The sequence below is a fragment of the Aeromicrobium wangtongii genome, from assembly GCF_024584515.1.
Lineage (GTDB): Bacteria > Actinomycetota > Actinomycetes > Propionibacteriales > Nocardioidaceae > Aeromicrobium > Aeromicrobium wangtongii.
Genome location: NZ_CP102173.1, coordinates 2,385,329 through 2,405,793, shown reverse-complemented (window position 1 = coordinate 2,405,793; position 20,465 = coordinate 2,385,329). Strand labels below are relative to the sequence as shown.

The window sequence follows — 20,465 nt, the reverse complement described above, 5'->3', positions numbered from 1 at the left end:
GTAGTAAATGGAGTTGCCGATGAACCGACCGCTTTACTACGCTCCGTAGTAGTTACTACACAGCGTAGTAGGAGACGGAGTCGATGATGGATGTTCTTGACCTAGCACGATGGCAGTTCGGCATCACGACCGTCTACCACTTCTTCTTCGTGCCGCTCACGATCGGTCTGTCCGTCCTCGTCGCCGTGATGCAGACCAAGTGGCACCGCTCGGGTGACGAGCGCTGGCTGCGCCTGACCAAGTTCTTCGGCAAGCTGTTCCTCATCAACTTCGCGATGGGCATCGCGACCGGCATCGTCCAGGAGTTCCAGTTCGGCATGAACTGGAGCGACTACTCGCGCTTCGTCGGTGACATCTTCGGTGCCCCGCTGGCGATCGAGGGCCTCCTGGCGTTCTTCCTGGAGTCGACCTTCCTCGGCCTGTGGATCTTCGGCTGGAACCGGCTCAAGCCCGGCCTCCACCTGGCCTGCATCTGGATCGCTGCGGCCGGCACCGTGTTCTCGGCCTACTTCATCCTCGCGGCCAACTCCTTCATGCAGAACCCCGTCGGGTACACGATGAACGCCGAGAAGGGCCGCGCCGAGCTCACCGACTTCGGCGCCGTGCTCACCAACAAGGTCCTCCTGGCGACGTTCCCGCACCAGATCATCGGCTGCTTCATGGTCGCCGGAGCGTTCGTCGCCGGTATCGCGCTGTGGAACATGATGCGCCACCCCGACCGCGACGCCGACGCGTTCCGGCCGGCGTTCCGCATGGGCGCGATCGTGCTGCTGGTGTCCGGTGTCGGCACGATGATCACCGGCGACTTCCAGGGCAAGGTCATGACCGAGGTGCAGCCCATGAAGATGGCCGCGGCCGAGGCACTGTACGAGGACGCCAAGCCCGCGCCGTTCTCGGTCCTGACCATCGGGACGCTCGACGGCAGCGAAGAGGTCTTCAAGATCGAGGTCCCGAAGCTCCTGTCGTTCCTGGGCACCGGCACCTTCGACGGCGAGGTCCGCGGCATCGACTCCCTGCAGGCCGAGTACGAGCAGAAGTACGGCCCCGGCGACTACAAGCCCAACATCCCGGTCACCTACTGGACGTTCCGAGCCATGATGACGACCGGTGTGCTCGCGATGCTGGCCGGCGCTGCGATGCTCTGGGCGACCCGGCGCAACCAGATCCCCCGCTCGAAGTGGATGCTGCGCACCGCGATCGTCCTGCCGCTGCTGCCCATGGTGGCCAACTCCTTCGGCTGGATCTTCACCGAGATGGGCCGCCAGCCGTGGGTCGTGTTCGGCCTCATGCCGACCTCGGCCGGCGTCTCGCCCAGCACGAGCGTGGCCGAGGTGGCCACCTCGCTGATCGGGTTCACGCTGCTCTACGGCGTCCTGGCCATCATCGAGGTGAAGCTTCTGCTGCGCTACGTGCAGAAGGGCCTGCCCGATCTGGAGCCGCCCACCGACCCCGACGACGCCGACGCGCCGCTCGCGTACGCCTACTGATTCGGACACTGACATGGATCTCACCACCTTCTGGTTCATCACCATCGCGGTCCTGTGGGTCGGCTACCTCGTGCTCGAGGGATTCGACTTCGGGGTCGGCATGCTCATGGCGGTCCTGGCCAAGAACGACAAGGAACGCCGCGTCCTGCTCAACACCATCGGTCCGGTCTGGGACGGCAACGAGGTGTGGCTGCTGGTCGCCGGCGGCGCCACCTTCGCCGCCTTCCCCGAGTGGTATGCCACCTTGTTCAGCGGGTTCTACCTGCCGCTGTTCCTGATCCTGCTGGCGCTCATCGTGCGCATCATCGGCATCGAGTTCCGCTCCAAGCGGGACGAGCCGTCGTGGCGCATGCGCTGCGATGCGGCGATCGTGTTCGGCTCGGTCGTCCCGGCGCTGCTGTGGGGCGTGGCCCTGGCCAACATCGTCCGTGGCGTGCCGATCGACGCCGACCACGAGTACGTCGGCGGATTCTTCAACCTGCTGAACCCCTACGGACTGCTCGGCGGTCTGGTGACGCTGTCGGTGTTCCTGGTGCACGGTGCGTTCTTCGTCGGTCTCAAGACCGTCGGCGAGATCCGCGAGCGGGCGATCGCCCTGGGCCTCAAGGTCGGCGTCGTGGCCGGTGCCCTGGCCGTGGCCTTCGTGGTGTGGACGGGCTTCGACCAGGGCAGCCTGGCGGTCTGGATCCTCGGTGCACTGACGGTCTCGGCCTTCCTGGTCGGTATGGCCAGTGCTGTCGCCGGACGGGACGGCCGGGCGTTCGCCGGCACCGCGGTCGCGATCGCGCTGCTCGTCGCGACGCTGTTCACGGGTCTGTTCCCGGACGTCATGCCCTCCTCGTTGGACGCCGCGTGGTCGCTGACCACGACGAACGCCGCATCGACGCCGTACACGCTCAAGATCATGACGTGGGTCGCGGTGGTCTTCACCCCGATCGTGATCGGCTACCAGAGCTGGTCGTACTGGGTGTTCCGTCGCCGCATCGGCGTCCACCACATCCCGGTCTGATCGCGATGGCACCCCTGGATCCGCGTCTCGTCCGCCGCTCGCGCGGCGTCCGCCGCCTGCTGGGCGCCAGCGTCGCGCTGGGCCTGGCCACCGCCGGGCTGGTGATCGCCGTCGCGTACGTCGTGGCACAGGTGGTCGCCCATCGTTTCGACGGTGAGCCGGTCGCGGCGCTGGTGGCGGCGATCGCCGCCGGGCTCGGTGTCCGGGCGTTCGTCACGTGGTGCCACACGACGGTGTCGGCGCGAGCCGCCGCCACGGTCAAGGCCGAGCTGCGCGAGGAGGTCGTCGACGACCTGCTGGATCCCCGCCGCCTGGGCCCCCGGCCGAGCAGCTCACGTGTCGTCGCGTTGCTCGGCCCGGGGCTCGACGCCTTCGACGGGTACATCGGCCGGTTCCTGCCGCAGATCGTCCTGACAGGGCTCGTCCCGCCGCTGGTGCTGCTGGCCGTGGCGAGCGCGGACCTGCTGTCGGCGATCGTGCTGGCCGTGACGCTGCCGCTGGTGATCGTGTTCCTGGTCCTGGTCGGCATGGTGACCAAGGACCGCATCGATCGGCGCTGGCAGGCTCTGGAGCGCCTCGGCGCCCACTTCGCCGACGTGCTGGACGGGCTGACGGTCCTCAAGGTCTTCGGCCGTCGCCAGGAGCAGGGACTGCGTGAGGTGGGGGAGCGTCACCGCCGTGAGACGGTGCGGGCCCTGGGGCTGGCATTCCTGTCCTCGTTCGTGCTCGAGCTGTTCTCGACCCTCTCGGTCGCGCTCGTGGCGGTCAGCGTCGGGCTGCGGGTCGTCGAGGGCGATCTCGAGCTGGAGCCGGCGCTGTTCGTCCTGCTGCTGGCGCCCGAGGCCTTCGCCCCGATCAAGCGGCTGGGCGCGATGTTCCACGACAGCACCGCGGGCGCCGAGGCGACCGCCGAGCTGCTGAACCTGCTCGATCACGACCGGCACACCGGGACCGGTCCCGCACCGGACCTGCGCACCGCCGAGATCGTCCTGGACGGGATCGTGGTGCGGCGCGACGGCCGCGCGGTTCCCGGCCTCGACCTGGCGCACACCCGGATCCGTCCCGGAGAGTTCATCGCGGTGACCGGCCCCTCCGGGTGCGGCAAGTCCACCTTGCTGTCGCTGCTGATGGCCTTCGAGCGCCCCACCACCGGCTACGTCCTGGTCGACGACGTCGACCTGTCGTCGATCGACCCGGTCGCTTGGCGTGAGCAGATCGCCTGGGTCCCGCAGGTGCCCGGCCTGGTGCCGGGCACGATCGAGGACAACGTCCGTCTGGGCGACGTCGCCGCGAGCCGCGAGGACGTCGCCGCGGCGCTGCGTGACGCCGGGGCGGCCGACCTGCCTCTGGACCGCGTCGTCGACGAGTCCGGCGACGACGTGTCCGCCGGCGAGCGTCGGCGCATCGCGGTGGCCCGTGCGGTGCTGCGGGTGCGCCGCGGCAGCGCCCGGCTCGTGCTCCTGGACGAGCCGACGGCCGGTCTGGACGCATCGCGGGAGGCAGCCGTCCTGGCGACGCTGCGCTCGCTCGGGGTGACCGTCGTCGTCGTGGCGCACCGGCCGGAGACGATCGCGGCCGCGGACCGCGAGCTGCGGCTCGCCTCGAGGATGGTGCTGGCATGAAGAAGATGTTGTGGGGACGCACGTTCGGCGTCCTGTCCGAGCTCGCCGGCATCGCCCTGCTCCTGGTCTCGGCGTGGTTGATCGTGCGCGCGGCCGAGCGTCCGCCGGTCTTGTACCTGATGGTCGCGATCGTCGGCGTGCGCTTCTTCGGGCTGTCCCGGGCGGCGCTGCGATACGTCGAGCGGCTCCTGACCCACGATGCGACGTTCGCGCGCATCACCGAGGCGCGGGTCGCCGTCTACCGGGATCTGGACCGGATCGCGCCCGGCGGCATGCCGGCGCACCGGCGTGGCGACCTGGTCAGCCGGGTCGTGTCAGACGTCGACGCGATCCAGGACCGGGTGCTGCGGCTGCGCGGGCCGTGGGTCGTGGCGATCGTCTCGTCAGCGGTCACCATCGCGCTGGTGGCGGTGATCGACCCCCTCGCCGGTGCCGTGCTGGCCGCCTCGACGCTCGCGGCGATGGCCGCGATCCGCGTCGTGGTGCCGTGGTCGGTACGGCGGGCCGGGGAGCTCACCGCCCAGTGGCGAGGCGATCTGTCGGCGGACGTCTCGCAGGCCGTGCTGGCCGCCCAGGACCTCGTCGCCTATGGCGCGACCGACGTCCTGCGCCGCGAGACCCGTCGCGCGACCGCCTCGCTGGCGGCGGCGCAACGTCGCGCGGCCGTCGTCACAGGCCTGGGTGAGGCGATCGTGCTGCTGGCCACCGGTGCGGCCGTCGCCACGATCGCTGCCCTGTCCGGCGGCCTCGCGCCGGTGCTCGTGGGCGTCGTGGTCCTCGCGCCGCTCGCGCTGGTGGAGTCGCTGTCCACGCTGGCGGAGGCCGAGCGGCTGCGGCCCGAGATCGAGGGTGCGGAGGCGCGCCTCGGGGAGCTGGCTGTCGCGGACGCGGCGATCACCGACCCGACCGAGCCGCTCCCGCTGCCCGCGTCCCACGACCTGCGGGTGCACGATCTCGCGGTCGGGTGGACGTCGACGGTCGCGGACGGCATCGAGCTCGACCTGCCCGCGGGTGACGTCATCGCGGTGACGGGGCCCAGCGGGTCGGGCAAGAGCACCTTCGCGCACACCCTCGCTCGGCTGGTGGAGCCCCGCGGGGGGCAGGTGCTGCTCGGCGGCGTCGACATCCGCGACCTCGCGGCCTCCGACGTCCGCGGCGTCATCGGCTACCTGGGCCAGGACGAGATCGTGTTCGACACCACGATCCGCGAGAACCTGCGCATCGCCGACCCGTCCGCCGACGACCAGGACATGCTGCGTGCCCTGTCCACGGCCGGCCTCGAGGACTTCGTGACCTCGCTGCCGGACGGACTTGGCACCCGGGTGGGGGAGCGGGGCAACCGGCTGTCCGGTGGCGAGCGACAGCGGCTGTGCCTGGCCCGTCTGGTGCTGGGCGGCCACCGCATCCTGGTCCTCGACGAGCCCACCGAGCACCTCGACGAGGCCGCCGCCGACGCGATGCTGGATGACGTCCTCGCGCTCGCGCCCGGACGCAGCCTGGTGATCGTCTCCCACTCCCCGAAGGTCTTGGAGCGCGTCGGACGACAGGTCCTCGTGGGCGCCGAGGCGGTCACCGCCGGGCGCTGACGCGTCCGCCCGCGAAAACGGTTTACCACGGTCCCTCGGCAAACGTCGTCCTCCCGAGGGAGATTTCCCTTGGGCGGACACGGTTTGCCGAGGGACCGTGGTAAACCGTCGGCCGGGGGCGAGGCCGGGGTCAGGCGGGCCGCATCGGCCACGCCGTAGGATCGAGCGGTGACCACGACTGCCCTCATCCTCATCATTGCCGCTGTTGTCGTCCTGGTGGGCGGAGGTGTCGCGCTCGTCGCGACGCGGACGCGCAAGCAGCTGCCGCCTGCCGCCAAGACGCGACCGATCGAGCCGCCGTCGCGGGTCGAGGAGGGGGAACCCGCTGAGCCGGGTCCGGTGGAGGTCGCGCCGACCTCGACGATCGAGCGTCCCGAGACCCCGCAGGGACGCCTCGTCCGCCTGCGCACGCGGCTGGCCAAGTCGCAGGGCGCGCTGGGGCGCGGGCTGCTGGCAGTGCTCGGCCGCTCCACGCTGGACGATGCCGCGTGGGAGGAGATCGAGGACACCCTGCTGGCCGCCGACGTCGGCGTCACCGCGACCGACGAGCTGGTGCAGAACCTGCGCACGAAGCTGCGCGTCGAGGGCATCACCGATCCCGAGCAGGCCAAGGCCGCGCTGCGCGAGGAGCTGATCCGCCTGGTCGACCCGACGCTCGACCGGTCGCTGACGGCGCAGGGCGCGGACGGCAAGCCCGGCGTCGTCCTGGTTGTGGGCGTCAACGGCACCGGCAAGACCACGACCGTCGGCCGTCTCGCCCGCGTGCTGGTGGCCGAGGAGAAGAACACGATCCTGGGCGCGGCCGACACGTTCCGCGCCGCGGCCGCCGATCAGCTGCAGACCTGGGGCGAGCGCGTGGGCGTCCCGACGGTGCGCGGCCCCGAGGGCGGCGACCCCGCGAGCGTCGGGTTCGAAGCGGTCCAGCGCGGTATCGCCGAGGGCGCCGACGTCGTCCTGGTCGACACCGCCGGACGTCTGCACACCAAGTCCGGCCTGATGGACGAGCTCGGCAAGGTCAAGCGGGTCATCGAGAAGCAGGCGCCGGTCACGGAGGTGCTGCTGGTCATCGACGCCACGACGGGCCAGAACGGCCTGACCCAGGCCCGTGTCTTCGGTGAGGTCGTCGAGGTCACCGGCATCGTCCTGACCAAGCTGGACGGCACCGCCAAGGGCGGCATCGTCATCGCGGTCCAGCGCGAGCTCGGTGTCCCGGTCAAGTTCATCGGTCTCGGCGAGGGCGCCGACGACCTGGCCCCGTTCGACGCCGAGGAGTTCGTCGACGCGCTGCTGTCCTGACGCACTCGGTCCGGCACGTAACGCGCTGTTAACACGACCGCGCATTTCGTGACCTGGGTGCAACATGCGCGGCGGCATCGCGAAATCCTCCGACATCAGGCTGTCATGCAGCGGATGGCACCTCATCCGCAGCACTTCATCCTTTCGGAGGTTTCATGGATACCGGCGACACCGCGTGGATCCTGGCCAGCTCGGCCCTCGTCCTGCTCATGACCCCGGGACTCGCGTTCTTCTACGGCGGCATGGTCCGCTCGAAGACCGTGCTGAACATGATGATGATGAGCTTCTCGGCTCTGGCCATCATTCCCGTCCTGTGGGTCCTGTACGGCTACACGATGACCTTCGGGCCTGACGGCAGCAGCCTGCTCGGCGGCTTCGGCAAGGTCGGGCTGGACGGCGTCACTCAGGCCAGCCTCTCGGGCACGATCCCCGAGTACGTCTTCGTGGGCTTCCAGCTCATGTTCGCCATCATCACCGTCGCGCTGATCAGCGGCGCGATCGCCGACCGGGCCAAGTTCAGTGCCTGGCTCGTGTTCGTGGTCGTGTGGGTCACGATCGTGTACTTCCCGGTCGCGCACTGGGTCTTCGACTTCGGCGACGACGGCGGCTGGATCGCCACCAAGCTGGAGGCGATCGACTTCGCCGGCGGCACGGCGGTCCACATCAACGCCGGTGCCGCGGGCCTCGCCCTGGCGCTGGTGCTCGGCAAGCGCGTCGGCTGGCGTCGTGACCCGATGCGTCCGCACAACCTGCCGTTCGTGCTGCTCGGCGCCGGCCTGCTGTGGTTCGGTTGGTTCGGCTTCAACGCCGGCTCGGCCGTCGGCGCCAACGGCCTGGCCGGTCTGGCGTTCGTCAACACCGCCGTCGCCACCGGCGCGGCCATCATCGGCTGGATCCTGGTGGAGTACATCCGCGACAAGAAGGGCACCAGCCTGGGCGCCGCATCGGGCGCGGTCGCTGGTCTCGTGGCCATCACCCCGGCCGCCGGCGCGGTGTCCCCGGTGGGCTCGATCGTCCTGGGCATCGTCGCGGGTGTGCTGTGTGCCCTCGCGGTCGGCCTGAAGTACAAGCTCGGCTACGACGACTCGCTGGACGTCGTCGGCGTCCACCTCGTGGGCGGCCTCGTCGGCACGATCCTGATCGGCGTCCTGGCGACCAAGGCCAACACCGGCGGCATCGGCAGCCTGTTCTACGGCGGCGACGTCTCGCAGCTGGGCAAGCAGGTCGTCGCGGCGGTCGCCGTGCTGGCCTACTCATTCGTCCTCACCTATGTCATCGGTAAGTTGATCGACGTCACGATCGGCTTCCGGATCAGCGAGGAGGACGAGGTGACCGGCATCGACCAGATCGAGCACCTCGAGACGGCGTACGAGTACGGAAGCAACAGCGGCGGATCCAACCTCTTGAAGGAGCTCTGAGCATGAAGCTGGTAACTGCGGTCATCAAGCCGCACAAGTGGGAAGAAGTGCGCGAGTCCCTCGCTGCGGCAGGCGTCGCCGGCATGACGGTGACCGAGGCGAGCGGCTACGGGCAGCAGAAGGGGCACACCGAGGTCTACCGCGGCGCGGAGTACGACGTGTCGCTCGTGCCCAAGATCCGTCTCGAGGTCGTGGTGGACGACGCCGACGTGGAGACCGTCGTCTCGACGATCACGACGTCGGCGCAGACCGGCAAGATCGGTGACGGCAAGGTCTGGGTCGTGCCCGTCGACTCGGTCGTGCGCGTGCGCACGGGCGAGACGGACGAGGCAGCTCTCTGACCCACCCCGCCCCGCTGGGCCTGACGTTCTGGCAGACACGCCGTCGGCGTGTTCGTCAGAACGTCAGGCCCAGCGTCGTGTCGGGCGGCACTAGCCTGTGGGCGTGACCGTGCACCCCGATCTCGCCCGTCGCCGTGCCGAGCGGGCTCTCGGGGCCGACCGGCGGTTGCGCCAGCTGTTCGCCGCGGCGTCGCCGCCCGGTGACGATCCCCGGGGGGGACCGCGGATGGCGCTGGTCGCCGTCGGTGGGTACGGGCGGTCGGAGCTCTCGCCGTTCAGCGACCTGGACGTCGTGCTGCTGCACGACCCGTCGGTCGCCGAGTCCGTCGTGCGGCAGGTCGCCGAGGCGATCTGGTACCCCCTGTGGGACGACGGCGTCGCGCTGGACCACTCGGTGCGCGACACGATCCAGATGCGTGAGGCTGCGGCCACCGACCACCGGGCCGCGATGGGCATGCTGGATGCGCGGCCGGTCACCGGCGACACCGGCCTGGTCATGGCCCTGCGGTCCGAGGTGCTGGCCGACTGGCGGCGGGACGCCCGCACCCGCGTCGAGGAGGTGCGCACCGCCCGGACGGCCCGGATCGAGCGGTCCGGCTGGCTGGCGCACGCTGCCGTCCCCGACCTGAAGGAGTCCGGCGGAGGGCTGCGCGACAGCGTCACGCTGCGCGCGCTGGTCGCCACGTGGCTGATCGACGTCCCGCACACGGAGTCCGAGCAGCTGCGCAACGAGCTGCTGGACATCCGTGACGCCTTGCACGAGGCCGCCGGCCGCCGGGTCGAGCGGCTGGGCCCCGAGATGGTCCCCGATGTCGCTCGCCTGCTCGGGATGGAGCCCGTCGAGCTGGACCTGCACGCCCGGCAGGTCGGCCGGCGCATCGCGCACCTCGCGTCGATGGCCTGGCGCAAGGTCGACGACGCGCTGGCCCCCATCACCCGCAAGGGCGCCTTCACCGCGAAGGGCCCGCTCGTCCAGCAGGTCGACGACGGCGTCGGCGTGCTGGACGGCGAGGTCATCGTGACCAGGACGGCCGATCCGTCGGCAGACCCCGAGATCGCCCTTCGCGCTGCGGCCGCCGCAGCGCGCTCCGGCCTCCCGCTCAGCTCCGGCTCGGCCCGGCGCCTCGCCACGACGATGGGGGACCTGCCCGATCCATGGGCCCCGTCGACGACCCGGTACCTGGTCGACCTGCTGACCGCCGGGCCGGGGCTCGTGCCGGTGTGGGACGAGCTGGACTTCGCCGGCGTCGTCGAGCGCCTGCTGCCCGAGTGGGGCCCGATCCGGCTGCGTGGATCGTCCTCACCGGTGCACCGCTTCACGGTCGACCGGCACAGCGTCGAGACCTGCGTCAACGCCGCCGGGCTGCGACGCGATGTCGCGCGCCCGGACCTGCTCGCGGTGGCGGCCCTGCTCCACGACATCGGCAAGGGCGTCGACGGCGCGGACCACTCCGAGGCGGGGGAGCCGATGGCCGCCGAGATCGCCCTGCGCTGGGGATTCACGCCCGACGATGCGGCGGTCATCGGCAAGCTCGTGCGGTGGCACCTGCTGCTGCCGACCATCGCGACCCGCCGTGACATCGAGGACCCGTCGACCGCCGCCAACGTCGCCGAGATCGTCGGCACCGAGGACTTCCTGGACCTGCTCAGCGCCCTGTCGGCCTCCGACGCGCTGGCGACCAGCGCCACCGCGTGGACGGGATGGCGACGCGGTCTGGTGGAGGGCCTGGTGGCCAAGGTGCGCCAGGTGCTGGACGATTCGGTGCCGACACCCGACGCGACGACGTACGAGGGGTGGCCCGCGCACGTGCCCATCCCGGCGCGAGGCACCACGGGACCATCGGACTTCACCGTGACCGTGGAGCCGCACCAGGGCGGATCGTTGCTCACCATCGTGACGGCCAACCGTCCCGGCGTCATGGCCGAGCTCGCCGGAGGCCTGGCGCTGGCCGGCCTGGCCATCAGGTCGGCGCGCACCGTCACGCTGGACGATGCCGCGGTGACGCTGTGGGAGGTCTCCCGGTCCGATGTCGACCCGGCCCGACTGCGTGACCGGCTGCGTCCCGCGATGGCCGGCGAGCTCGACCTGGCCGGACGCCTCGAGCTGGCAGCGATCCCCGACGCGCCGGACGCCCGGGTCCGTCTGCTGGGCCGCGTCACCGAGACCGCCACGGTCCTGGAGGTGCGCGCTCGTGACCGCCGCGGACTGGTGTGGACGGTGTGCGACCGCATCGCATCGCTGGGCCTGTCGATCCGCTCGGCACACATGTCGACGTACGGCGACGAGGTGCGCGACGTCTTCTACGTCGTCGACGCCGCCGGTGGGCGGCTGAGCGACGCGACCGCCGAGTCGCTGCGCTCCGCGGTCGCGTCCGACCTCGCCTGACGGCCCGTTCGTGCGGTCGTGCCCGAGACCTGAGGGGGCTCGGTTAGAGTTGAGCAGACCGTATTTCTTCCCACCTGAGGACGTCGCCGCTCCATGTTCGACACCCTGCAAGACCGCCTGCAGTCAGCGTTCAAGAACCTGCGTGGCAAGGGCCGGCTCTCCGAGGCCGACATCGACGCGGTCGCGCGCGAGATCCGCGTCGCCCTGCTCGACGCCGACGTCGCGGTCCCGGTCGTCCGCGAGTTCATCGCCAAGGTCAAGGAGCGCGCCCTCGGTGTCGAGGTCAGCCAGGCGCTGAACCCCGCCCAGCAGGTCGTCAAGATCGTCAACGACGAGCTCATCGAGATCCTCGGTGGCGAGACCCGACGCATCCAGTACGCCAAGAACGGCCCGACCGTCATCATGCTCGCCGGCCTCCAGGGTGCCGGCAAGACGACGCTGGCCGGCAAGCTCGCGCTGTGGCTCAAGGAGCAGGGCAAGTCGCCCATGCTCGTCGCGGCCGACCTCCAGCGCCCCAACGCCGTCACCCAGCTGCAGGTCGTGGGCCAGCAGGCCGGTGTCACGGTGTTCGCGCCCGAGCCCGGCAACGGCGTCGGCGATCCCGTCCAGGTCGCGCGGGCCGGTGTGGCCGAGGCGCAGCGGACCCTGCACGACGTCGTCGTGGTCGACACCGCCGGACGCCTGGGCATCGACGCCGAGCTGATGCAGCAGGCCGCCGACATCCGTGCCGCGGTCAACCCCGACGAGGTCCTGTTCGTCATCGACGCCATGATCGGCCAGGACGCCGTCGTCACGGCGCAGGCCTTCCTCGAGGGCGTCGACTTCACCGGTGTCGTCCTGACCAAGCTCGACGGCGACGCCCGCGGTGGTGCCGCGCTGTCGGTCCGGTCGATCACGGGCCGGCCGATCATGTTCGCGTCCACGGGCGAGAAGCTCAAGGACTTCGACGTCTTCCACCCCGACCGCATGGCCGGGCGCATCCTCGACATGGGCGACATGCTGACCCTGATCGAGCAGGCCGAGAAGGCCTTCGACGCCGATCAGGCCGCCAAGGACGCCGAGAAGCTGATGGGCGGGTCGTTCACGCTGGACGACTTCCTCAAGCAGATGGAAGCCATCTCCAAGATGGGCTCGATGTCCAAGATCGTCGGCCTGCTGCCGGGGATGGGTCAGTACAAGGACCAGCTGGCCAACTTCGACGACCGCGAGGTCGACAAGATCAAGGCCATCATCTTGTCGATGACTCCGGCCGAGCGCACCAACCCCAAGATCATCGACGGATCGCGCCGCGCCCGTATCTCGCGGGGATCGGGCACGAAGGTCAGCGACGTCAACGGTCTGGTCGACCGATTCTTCGAGGCCCGCAAGATGATGCAGCAGATGGCCAAGGGCGGCGGCATCCCCGGGATGCCGGGCATGCCCGGTCTGCCGGGTGCCGGCAAGCGCGCCGGCGCCAAGCAGAAGCCGCAGCAGAAGAAGAAGGGCAAGCGTGTGTCGGGCAACCCGGCCAAGCGTGCCGCGGCTGCCAGCGGCGCGGCGCCCAAGAACGAGGGCGCCAACGCATTCGGCTTCCCGGCCCAGGGCGCACAGGACTTCGAGCTGCCCAAGGAGCTCAAGGACCTGCTGTAGCCGGACGGTGCCGGCGCCTGCGCCTCCACACGGTCAACCCGGCACCGACCAGACAGATGGCCGCTGCGACCCCGTCGTCGAGCATCTCTCGCGCGCGGCCGACGTCCGCCGCGTAGGGATCGGCGACGAACGGGATGACCACGCCCGTCAGCGTGACACCCAGCGCCAGCCCGAACACGTGCTCGGCCGTCCAGCCGGCAGACCGTCCCCAGCGACCCACGACGGCGCTCGTGCCCCCGATGACCGCGACCGCAACGGCGATCGCGGCAGCGTCCTCGCTCGGCAGGTGGAACAGGTAGCCGGCGAATCCGAGGCACGCCATCGCCCACGGTGGGGGAACGCGTGCGTTGGTGGCACTGCGCCGCGGCCAGGACAGCGCCACCGCGACGAGCGCCGCAACGGTTGCCAGCGCAACAGCCACCTGCAGTGGGGACGCCTGGAAGCCCCGCCCGTCCTCGTCCTTGACCCCGAGGTGATTGATGACCGACGCCACGACATACAGGCCGGCGACGACCCGGACACCACGGCGGGACAGCCACGGCTCGCCAGGACACGGCGACCAGCTCTCCGCCAGGACGAGCGGCACCGTGATGCTGACGACGACATGACCTGTGACGAAGGCAACCAGGTAGTACAGGCTGATGTCGATCCCGTCAACGTGCAGCGGGTGCTGAAAGTCGTACCGGGCGTATTCGGGGTTGAACAGCGACTGATCGACGACGCCTGCCTGGAGCACGCCGAACGCTGCCGCCAGGAGGAGCACGGTCGGCCAGCCACGTCCGGCCCGGCGGGTGACCTCACGGATCAAGATCGCCGCTCCGCCGTACATCGGGCCGAGGAAGGCGATCACCAGCAGCACGTCTGTGAAGGGGATGCCGCCCCATGACATCTCGGCCATCCATGGCGCGATCACCATGACAGCGACGACGGAGCCCCAGCGGGTGCGCGTGGTCGACATCGCTCGAGCGTAGGCACGTCCGGCCGCCCCCGGCATCGGCCGATGGTCGGCATCGGGACGCCGAAAGTGGGTACCGCCGAAAAGCATCTTTCTGCGTTACGGTCGATCCATGAAGCCGCCCCCGCTGGTCGTCGTCATGGGTATCTCCGGAGTGGGGAAGTCCGCCGTGGGTCACGAGCTGGCCGATCGCTTCGGGGTGGAGTACGAGGACGGTGACGCCTTCCACTCCGAGGCCAACATCGCCAAGATGTCGGCCGGGACGCCGCTGACCGACGAGGACCGCTGGCCGTGGCTCGCCGACATCGGACGCTGGCTCGCGGCGCGAGGCGAGACCGGGGGAGTCGTCAGCTGCTCGGCGCTGCGTCGGGCGTACCGCGACGTCCTGGTCGACGCCGCACCGCAGGTGGTGTTCCTGCACCTGATCGGCGACCACGACCTGATCAAGTCCCGCATGGAGCACCGCGATCACTTCATGCCGTCGTCCCTGCTGTCCTCCCAGGAGGACACGCTGGAGCCGTTGGAGGACGACGAGCGCGGCTGGGCCTTCGACATCACTCCGACCCCCGCCGAGATCGTCGATGAGTTCATCGCGCGGTCCGGTCTGTCCGAAGGAGACGACGCATGATGCTCACCGCACTGGCCACCGCCGACGCCCCCGAGCCGGTCAAGGCCGTTGCGGGGACGGGACAGCTCATCACCGCCGCCCTGATCGGCATCGCGGTGCTGGTCATCGCGATCACGTACTTCAAGCTGCACCCGTTCCTGGCCCTGATCCTCGGCTCGCTGACGGTCGGCGCGATCGCCGGCCGGCAGATGCTGGACGTCGTCGCCAGCTTCAGCGCGGGTGTCGGCAGCACCGTGTCGGGCGTCGGCGTGCTGATCGCGCTCGGCGCCATGTTCGGCAAGCTGCTGGCCGACTCCGGTGGCGCCGACCAGATCGTCGACACCATCGTGGGGCGTTCCAGCCCTCGGATGCTGCCGTGGTCGATGGCCGCGATCGGTGCGATCATCGGCCTGCCGATGTTCTTCGAGATCGGCCTCGTCCTGCTGATGCCGGTCATCTTCCTGGTGGCCAAGCGTGCCGAGCGGTCGATCATCTCGCTCGGCATCCCGGCCCTGGCCGGCCTGTCGGCGATGCACGGCTTCGTGCCCCCGCACCCGGGCCCGCTGGCCGCGATCGACCTGGTCGACGCCAACCTGGGTCTGACCCTCGGGCTGGGCGTCCTCGTCGCGATCCCCACCATCATCGTCGCCGGCCCCCTCTTCGCCCGGTTCGCCGACCGGTGGGTCCCGGTGCCGGCGGGCGACCTGTACGACGCCTCGACGGACAAGCGCGAACGCCGGCCCAGCTTCGCGATCACGCTCGCGACGGTCCTGCTGCCGGTCGTGCTGATGATGGGCAAGGCATTCGGCGACATCCTCGTCGACGACGGGACGACGCTGCGCTCGGTCCTGGACTTCATCGGCGAGCCGTTCGTGGCGCTGCTGATCGCGGTCATCGTGGCGATCTTCACCTTCGGGATCGGCGTCGGCATGACCAAGGAGGACGTCTCGGACGTCCTGAGCAGCTCGCTGCCGCCGATCGCGGGCATCATCCTCATCGTCGGTGCCGGCGGCGGCTTCAAGCAGACCCTCGTCGACACCGGCATCGCGCAGGTCGTGGCGGACTTCGTCGAGGACAGCGGCGTCTCGGTGCTGCTCATCGCCTGGCTCGTGGCCGTCGTCATCCGCGTCGCGACCGGCTCGGCCACCGTCGCCACGATCACCGCGGCCGGCATCATGGTGCCCATCGCGGCCGGCCTGCCCAGCGGCGAGGTGTCGTTGCTGGTGCTGGCCATCGGCGCCGGCTCGGTGTTCTTCTCCCACGTCAACGACGCCGGCTTCTGGCTGGTCAAGGAGTACTTCGGCCTCAGCGTCGGCCAGACCATCAAGAGCTGGTCGATCATGGAGACCGTCCTGTCGGTCAGTGGTCTCGTGGTCGTGCTGGCCCTCAACGTGGTGGTGTAGGCGTCCGGCGGTGTTCGCTCTGGGCGTGACGGCCGACGACCCGATCCCGCCCCGGGGTGGACCCGTGCGGCTAGCCTCAGGTCATGCTCCTTCCGCTGCTGCGGACGTACCTGGTGCCCTACAAGCGGCCCATCGCGATCGTCCTGTTCTTCCAGCTGGTCCAGACGCTCGCCAATCTGTACCTTCCCGGCCTCAACGCCGACATCATCGACCGCGGCGTCGTGGTCGGCGACACCGGTTTCATCATCCGCACGGGCGGGGTGATGCTGGCCATCACGGTGCTGCAGGTGCTGTGCACGATCGTGGCGGTGTACTACGGGGCGCGGACGTCGATGGCGCTGGGCCGCGACCTGCGGGCCGGGGTGTTCGGCAAGGTCGAGACCTTCGCCGCCCGGGAGATGGCGCAGCTGGGCGCACCGACCCTGATCACCCGGTCGACCAATGACGTGCAGCAGGTGCAGCTGATCGTCTTCATGGCGCTGACCCTGCTGGTGACGGCGCCGATCATGTGCTTCGGCGGCATCGTGATGGCGCTGCGCCAGGACGTCGAGCTGTCCGGGCTGCTGCTGCTCGTGGTCCCGGTGCTGGTGGTCAGCATCGGTCTGGTGATCCGCCAGGCGCGTCCGCTGTTCCGGCTCATGCAGGTCCGGATCGACGGCATCAACGGCGTCATGCGCGAGCAGATCATGGGCATCCGCGTCATCCGGGCCTTCGTCAAGGAGGACTACGAGGCCGAGCGCTTCGGCGACGCGAACCGCGCCAACATGGAGGTCGCGATCGGCGTCGGCCGGCTCATGTCGATGATGTTCCCGATCGTCATGCTGATCATGAACGTCGCGGTCGTGCTGGCGACCTGGTTCGGCGGGTACCGCATCAGCAGCGGCGACCTGGACGTCGGCACGTTGACAGCCTTCCAGAACTACCTGGTGCAGATCTTGATGTCCGTCATGATGGCCACGTTCATGCTGATGCTGTGGCCGCGTGCCGAGGTGTCGGCCGAGCGGATCACCGAGGTGCTGGACACCGAGCCCAGCGTGCAGGCGCCCGAGGGCGCGCAGCAGGTCCAGCTGACCCGCGGGATGGTCGATGTCCGCGGTGCGTCCTTCGCCTTCCCCGGCGCCGAGCAGGACGTCCTGCACGACATCGACCTGATCGCCCGTCCGGGGGAGACCACCGCCATCATCGGCTCGACCGGCAGCGGCAAGTCCACCCTCCTGGGGCTCATCCCGCGGCTGTACGACGTCACCGACGGCGTGGTCCAGATCGACGGGCACGACGTCCGGTCGCTGCACCCGGAGAACGTCTGGTCGGCGATCGGGCTCGTGCCGCAACGCCCCTTCCTGTTCTCGGGCACGATCGGCTCCAACCTGCGCTACGGACGGCCGGACGCCACCGACGAGGAGGTGTGGGCCGCGCTGGAGATCGCCCAGGCCAAGGACTTCGTCGAGAAGATGCCCGAGCGCCTCGAGGCCCCGGTCGCCCAGGGCGGCAGCAATGTGTCCGGAGGCCAGCGGCAACGTCTGGCGATCGCCCGGGCGATCATCAAGAAGCCGGCGATCTACCTGTTCGACGACTCCTTCTCCGCGCTCGACTATGCCACGGATGCCGCCCTCCGCTCCGCGCTGAGGACGGTCACCGCCGATGCGGCGGTCGTCATCGTGGCCCAGCGGGTCTCCACGATCCGCACCGCGGACCGCATCGTCGTGCTCGACCAGGGTCGCGTCGTCGGCACCGGCACGCACACGGAGCTGATGGACACCTGCGAGGTCTACCGCGAGATCGTCCTGTCCCAGCTCACTCTTGAGGAGGCGACGGCATGAGCGGACATCGGCCGGGTGGGCCGGCGCTGGCCGGGATGGGGATGGGCCCGCAGCGGGCCCGCAACTTCAAGGGCACCCTGCGGCGCCTGATGGGCCGGTTGCTGCGCGACCGGATGATGGTCTGGGGCGTGGTGGCGTTCGGCGTCGTCGCGACGGGTCTGTCGGTCGTCGGCCCCAAGGTGCTGGGGCACGCGACCGACATCGTGTTCACCGGCTACCTGTCCGACCAGTTCCCGGCGGGGTCCACGAAGGCAGAGGTCGTCGAGAAGCTGCGCGCGGACGGTCAGGACAAGCTGGCCTCCCTGGTGTCGTCGGTCGATCTCCAGCCCGGTTCGGGCATCGACTTCACCCGCCTGTCGTGGGTGCTGGGTGGGGTGCTGGTGCTGTACGTCCTGGCATCGCTGCTGCAGTGGTTCCAGGGGCGTCTGGCCACCGTGGTGGTGCAGCGGACGGTCGCCGACCTGCGCAACGACGTCGAGGCCAAGATCAACCGGCTGCCGCTGTCGTACTTCGACCGCACCGAGCGCGGCGAGGTGCTGTCGCGCACGACCAACGACATCGACAACATCGCGCAGTCGTTCCAGCAGACCATGAGCCAGCTGCTCACGTCCCTGTTGATGGTGATCGGCACCCTCGCGATGATGTTCGTGATCTCACCGCTGCTGGCGCTCGTCGCCCTGATCACGATCCCACTGGCCTTCCTCATCACCAAGGCGGTCACGAAGCGTTCACAGCCGGAGTTCATGAAGCAGTGGGCCAGCACCGGGCGCCTCAACGGCCACATCGAGGAGGTCTTCACCGGTCACGAGGTGGTCAAGGTCTTCGGTCGCCAGGCCGAGGCGCGTGAGGAGTTCGACTCGCGCAACGACGCGATGTTCAACGCGTCCTTCCGGGCGCAGTTCATCTCCGGCATCGTGCAGCCGGTCATGATGTTCGTGGCCAACATCAACTACGTGCTGGTGGCGGTCATCGGCGGCCTGCGGGTCGCGTCCGGTGCCCTCAGCATCGGCGACGTGCAGGCGTTCATCCAGTACTCGCGCCAGTTCACCCAGCCGCTGACGCAGCTCGCCGCGATGATCCAGGTGCTGCAGTCCGGCGTCGCGTCGGCCGAGCGGGTCTTCGGGCTGCTCGACGAGGACGAGGAACGTCCCGACGAGGCCGATGCGCCGTTCCCGGACCCGGTCCGCGGCCGGGTCGTCTTCGAGGACGTGTCGTTCTCGTACTCGCCCGACGAGCCGCTGATCGAGCACCTCGACCTGGTGGCCGAGCCGGGCCAGACCGTCGCGATCGTCGGGCCCACGGGCGCCGGCAAGACGACCCTGACCAACCTGGTCCTGCGGTTCTACGACGTCCAGTCGGGGCGCATCACGCTCGACGGGGTCGACATCGCCCGGATGGACCGTGGTCCGCTGCGCGACAACTTCGGCGTGGTCCTGCAGGACACCTGGCTGTTCAACGGCACGATCCGCGAGAACATCGCCTACGGTGCGCACCGGGCGACCGAGGAGCAGATCATCGCTGCCGCCGAGGCCGCCTACGTCGACCACTTCGTGCGGACGCTGCCGGACGGGTACGACACTGTCATCGACGACGAGGGCACCAATGTCAGCGCCGGCCAGCGCCAGCTGCTGACGATCGCCCGGGCCTTCCTGGCCGATCCGTCGATCCTGGTGCTCGACGAGGCGACGAGCTCGGTCGACACCCGCACCGAGTCGCTCGTGCAGGGTGCGATGGAGCAGCTGCGCGCGGGCCGGACGTCCTTCGTCATCGCGCACCGCCTGTCGACGATCCGCGATGCCGACCACATCGTGGTGATGGAGGACGGGCACATCGTCGAGCAGGGCACGCACGACTCGCTGCGAGCGGCCGGGGGAGCGTACGAGCGGCTGTACTCGGCCCAGTTCGCGGCCCCGACCGCCTGACGGCGGTCGGGCCGGGTCAGGCCAGGAAGGCGGCCACGCGGTCCTTGGGGCGTCCGATGATCGCCCGGTCGCCCCGCACCAGCACGGGGCGCTGCATCAGCCGGGGATGCTCGACCAGCAGGTCGGCGACGGCATCGGGTGTCACGAAGTCGTCCGGATCCAGGCCCAGGCCCTTGAAGAAACCGTCCTTGCGCACGAGATCGGCCGGCTCGTCCTCGAGCTTGTCGATCAGCCCGAGCAGTGATGCGCGGTCGAGCGGGGTCTTCAGGTACTGGACGACCTCGGCATCGATGCCGGCGGCCGACACCTCGTCGACGGCGTGGCGCGAGGTCGAGCACCCGGTGTGATGGAACACGGTGAGGTCAGCCATGACCCGATCGTAGAGCGACCTGTCATGATCGGAGCAGGACACCACCGAGGAGAGGGGCCCGGCCATGACCGATGCGACGAGAAGCTCGTTCACCGCGCTGTCCGAGCAGGAGTGCCGCGATCTGCTGGGCACGACGACCGTGGGGCGGGTCGCCTTCGTCAACGACGAGGGGCAGCAGCTGCTGCCGGTGAATTTCGCCGTGCGCGGCCACGACATCTACTTCCGCACGACGGCCGACAGCGTCCTGGCGGAGCTGGGTGAGGGGCACGACGACGTCGCCTTCGGGGCGGACTTCCACGACGACACCTACCAGCGTGGCTGGAACGTCACCGTCGTCGGCTCGTCCGATCGGGTCGACGATCCGGCGCTGATCTCCGAGCTGCTCGCGACGGCACGACCGCGCCCGTGGGCGCCGGGGGAGCGGGACGTCATCATCGTCATCCACGAGCGGCGCATCGGCGGCCGGCGGGTCCGGCAGCACTGAGCGCGGTCGCACGAGACCGGCGGCCTCCGGTCGGGGGTGCCGAATTGGAGCCCACGGCATCGATCTGGCAGAATGAAGCATTGCGTCCGGTCTGCGCGGGGACCCTCTCATCCTCGTGCGCTCCGGCTCA

16 protein-coding genes are annotated in these 20,465 nt (G+C 69.8%); 14 read left to right on the top strand and 2 right to left on the bottom strand.

What is annotated here, in order from left to right:
- Nucleotides 1-86: 86 nt before the first annotated feature.
- The 9 genes from NQV15_RS11810 (at nucleotide 87) to ffh (ending at nucleotide 12,774) form a co-directional block, all read left to right on the top strand.
- Nucleotides 87-1,487 carry a cytochrome ubiquinol oxidase subunit I gene (locus tag NQV15_RS11810; protein ID WP_232400352.1) on the top strand — a complete coding sequence of 467 codons (1,401 nt, stop codon included), beginning with the start codon at nucleotides 87-89 and terminating at the stop codon, nucleotides 1,485-1,487.
- A 13-nt stretch (nucleotides 1,488-1,500) separates the two neighbouring features.
- Nucleotides 1,501-2,496 (top strand): cytochrome d ubiquinol oxidase subunit II, encoded by a 996-nt coding sequence (cydB, locus tag NQV15_RS11805; RefSeq protein ID WP_232400061.1) that lies wholly within the window; start codon nucleotides 1,501-1,503, stop codon nucleotides 2,494-2,496.
- A gap of 5 nt (nucleotides 2,497-2,501) precedes the next feature.
- Entirely contained in the window at nucleotides 2,502-4,118 is a 1,617-nt protein-coding gene (gene cydD, locus NQV15_RS11800) for a thiol reductant ABC exporter subunit CydD (protein ID WP_232400060.1), read from the top strand.
- Nucleotides 4,115-5,704 (top strand): thiol reductant ABC exporter subunit CydC, encoded by a 1,590-nt coding sequence (cydC, locus tag NQV15_RS11795; protein WP_232400059.1) that lies wholly within the window; start codon nucleotides 4,115-4,117, stop codon nucleotides 5,702-5,704. The genes cydD and cydC overlap by 4 nt, the downstream gene beginning before the upstream one ends.
- Before the next feature lie 168 nt (nucleotides 5,705-5,872).
- Nucleotides 5,873-7,000 (top strand): signal recognition particle-docking protein FtsY, encoded by a 1,128-nt coding sequence (ftsY, locus tag NQV15_RS11790; RefSeq protein ID WP_232400058.1) that lies wholly within the window; start codon nucleotides 5,873-5,875, stop codon nucleotides 6,998-7,000.
- A gap of 155 nt (nucleotides 7,001-7,155) precedes the next feature.
- Entirely contained in the window at nucleotides 7,156-8,418 is a 1,263-nt protein-coding gene (locus NQV15_RS11785) for an ammonium transporter (RefSeq protein WP_232400057.1), read from the top strand.
- Between the two features lie 2 nt (nucleotides 8,419-8,420).
- On the top strand, nucleotides 8,421-8,759 hold the full coding sequence (locus tag NQV15_RS11780) for a P-II family nitrogen regulator (protein WP_232400056.1): 339 nt from the start codon (nucleotides 8,421-8,423) through the stop codon (nucleotides 8,757-8,759).
- Nucleotides 8,760-8,862: 103 nt separating this feature from the next.
- Nucleotides 8,863-11,145: a [protein-PII] uridylyltransferase gene (locus NQV15_RS11775; RefSeq protein ID WP_232400055.1), complete on the top strand. Its 2,283-nt coding sequence runs from the start codon at nucleotides 8,863-8,865 to the stop codon at nucleotides 11,143-11,145.
- 93 nt (nucleotides 11,146-11,238) lie between these two features.
- Nucleotides 11,239-12,774 carry a signal recognition particle protein gene (ffh, locus tag NQV15_RS11770; protein ID WP_232400054.1) on the top strand — a complete coding sequence of 512 codons (1,536 nt, stop codon included), beginning with the start codon at nucleotides 11,239-11,241 and terminating at the stop codon, nucleotides 12,772-12,774.
- On the opposite strand, the gene NQV15_RS11765 is transcribed toward ffh, so the two are convergent.
- Entirely contained in the window at nucleotides 12,758-13,732 is a 975-nt protein-coding gene (locus NQV15_RS11765; protein ID WP_232400053.1) for a hypothetical protein, read from the bottom strand. The genes ffh and NQV15_RS11765 overlap by 17 nt on opposite strands.
- Nucleotides 13,733-13,841: 109 nt before the next feature.
- On the opposite strand from NQV15_RS11765, the gene NQV15_RS11760 reads away from it, so the two are divergent.
- From NQV15_RS11760 to NQV15_RS11745, 4 genes are all read left to right on the top strand, one after another.
- Nucleotides 13,842-14,357, top strand: a complete 516-nt coding sequence (locus NQV15_RS11760) for a gluconokinase (RefSeq protein ID WP_232400052.1) — start codon at nucleotides 13,842-13,844, stop codon at nucleotides 14,355-14,357.
- A complete protein-coding gene (locus NQV15_RS11755; protein ID WP_404801334.1) occupies nucleotides 14,357-15,739 on the top strand; it encodes a GntT/GntP/DsdX family permease in 1,383 nt (460 codons plus the stop codon). The genes NQV15_RS11760 and NQV15_RS11755 overlap by 1 nt, the downstream gene beginning before the upstream one ends.
- Nucleotides 15,740-15,822: 83 nt before the next feature.
- A complete protein-coding gene (locus NQV15_RS11750) occupies nucleotides 15,823-17,559 on the top strand; it encodes an ABC transporter ATP-binding protein (protein WP_232400050.1) in 1,737 nt (578 codons plus the stop codon).
- Nucleotides 17,556-19,481 (top strand): ABC transporter ATP-binding protein, encoded by a 1,926-nt coding sequence (locus NQV15_RS11745; protein WP_232400049.1) that lies wholly within the window; start codon nucleotides 17,556-17,558, stop codon nucleotides 19,479-19,481. The genes NQV15_RS11750 and NQV15_RS11745 overlap by 4 nt, the downstream gene beginning before the upstream one ends.
- 16 nt (nucleotides 19,482-19,497) lie before the next feature.
- On the opposite strand, the gene NQV15_RS11740 is transcribed toward NQV15_RS11745, so the two are convergent.
- On the bottom strand, nucleotides 19,498-19,851 hold the full coding sequence (locus tag NQV15_RS11740) for an arsenate reductase family protein (protein ID WP_232400048.1): 354 nt from the start codon (nucleotides 19,849-19,851) through the stop codon (nucleotides 19,498-19,500).
- A 64-nt stretch (nucleotides 19,852-19,915) separates the two neighbouring features.
- Here NQV15_RS11740 and NQV15_RS11735 point away from each other — a divergent pair, with 64 nt between their 5' ends.
- On the top strand, nucleotides 19,916-20,335 hold the full coding sequence (locus tag NQV15_RS11735) for a pyridoxamine 5'-phosphate oxidase family protein (RefSeq protein WP_232400047.1): 420 nt from the start codon (nucleotides 19,916-19,918) through the stop codon (nucleotides 20,333-20,335).
- Nucleotides 20,336-20,465 lie beyond the last annotated feature (130 nt).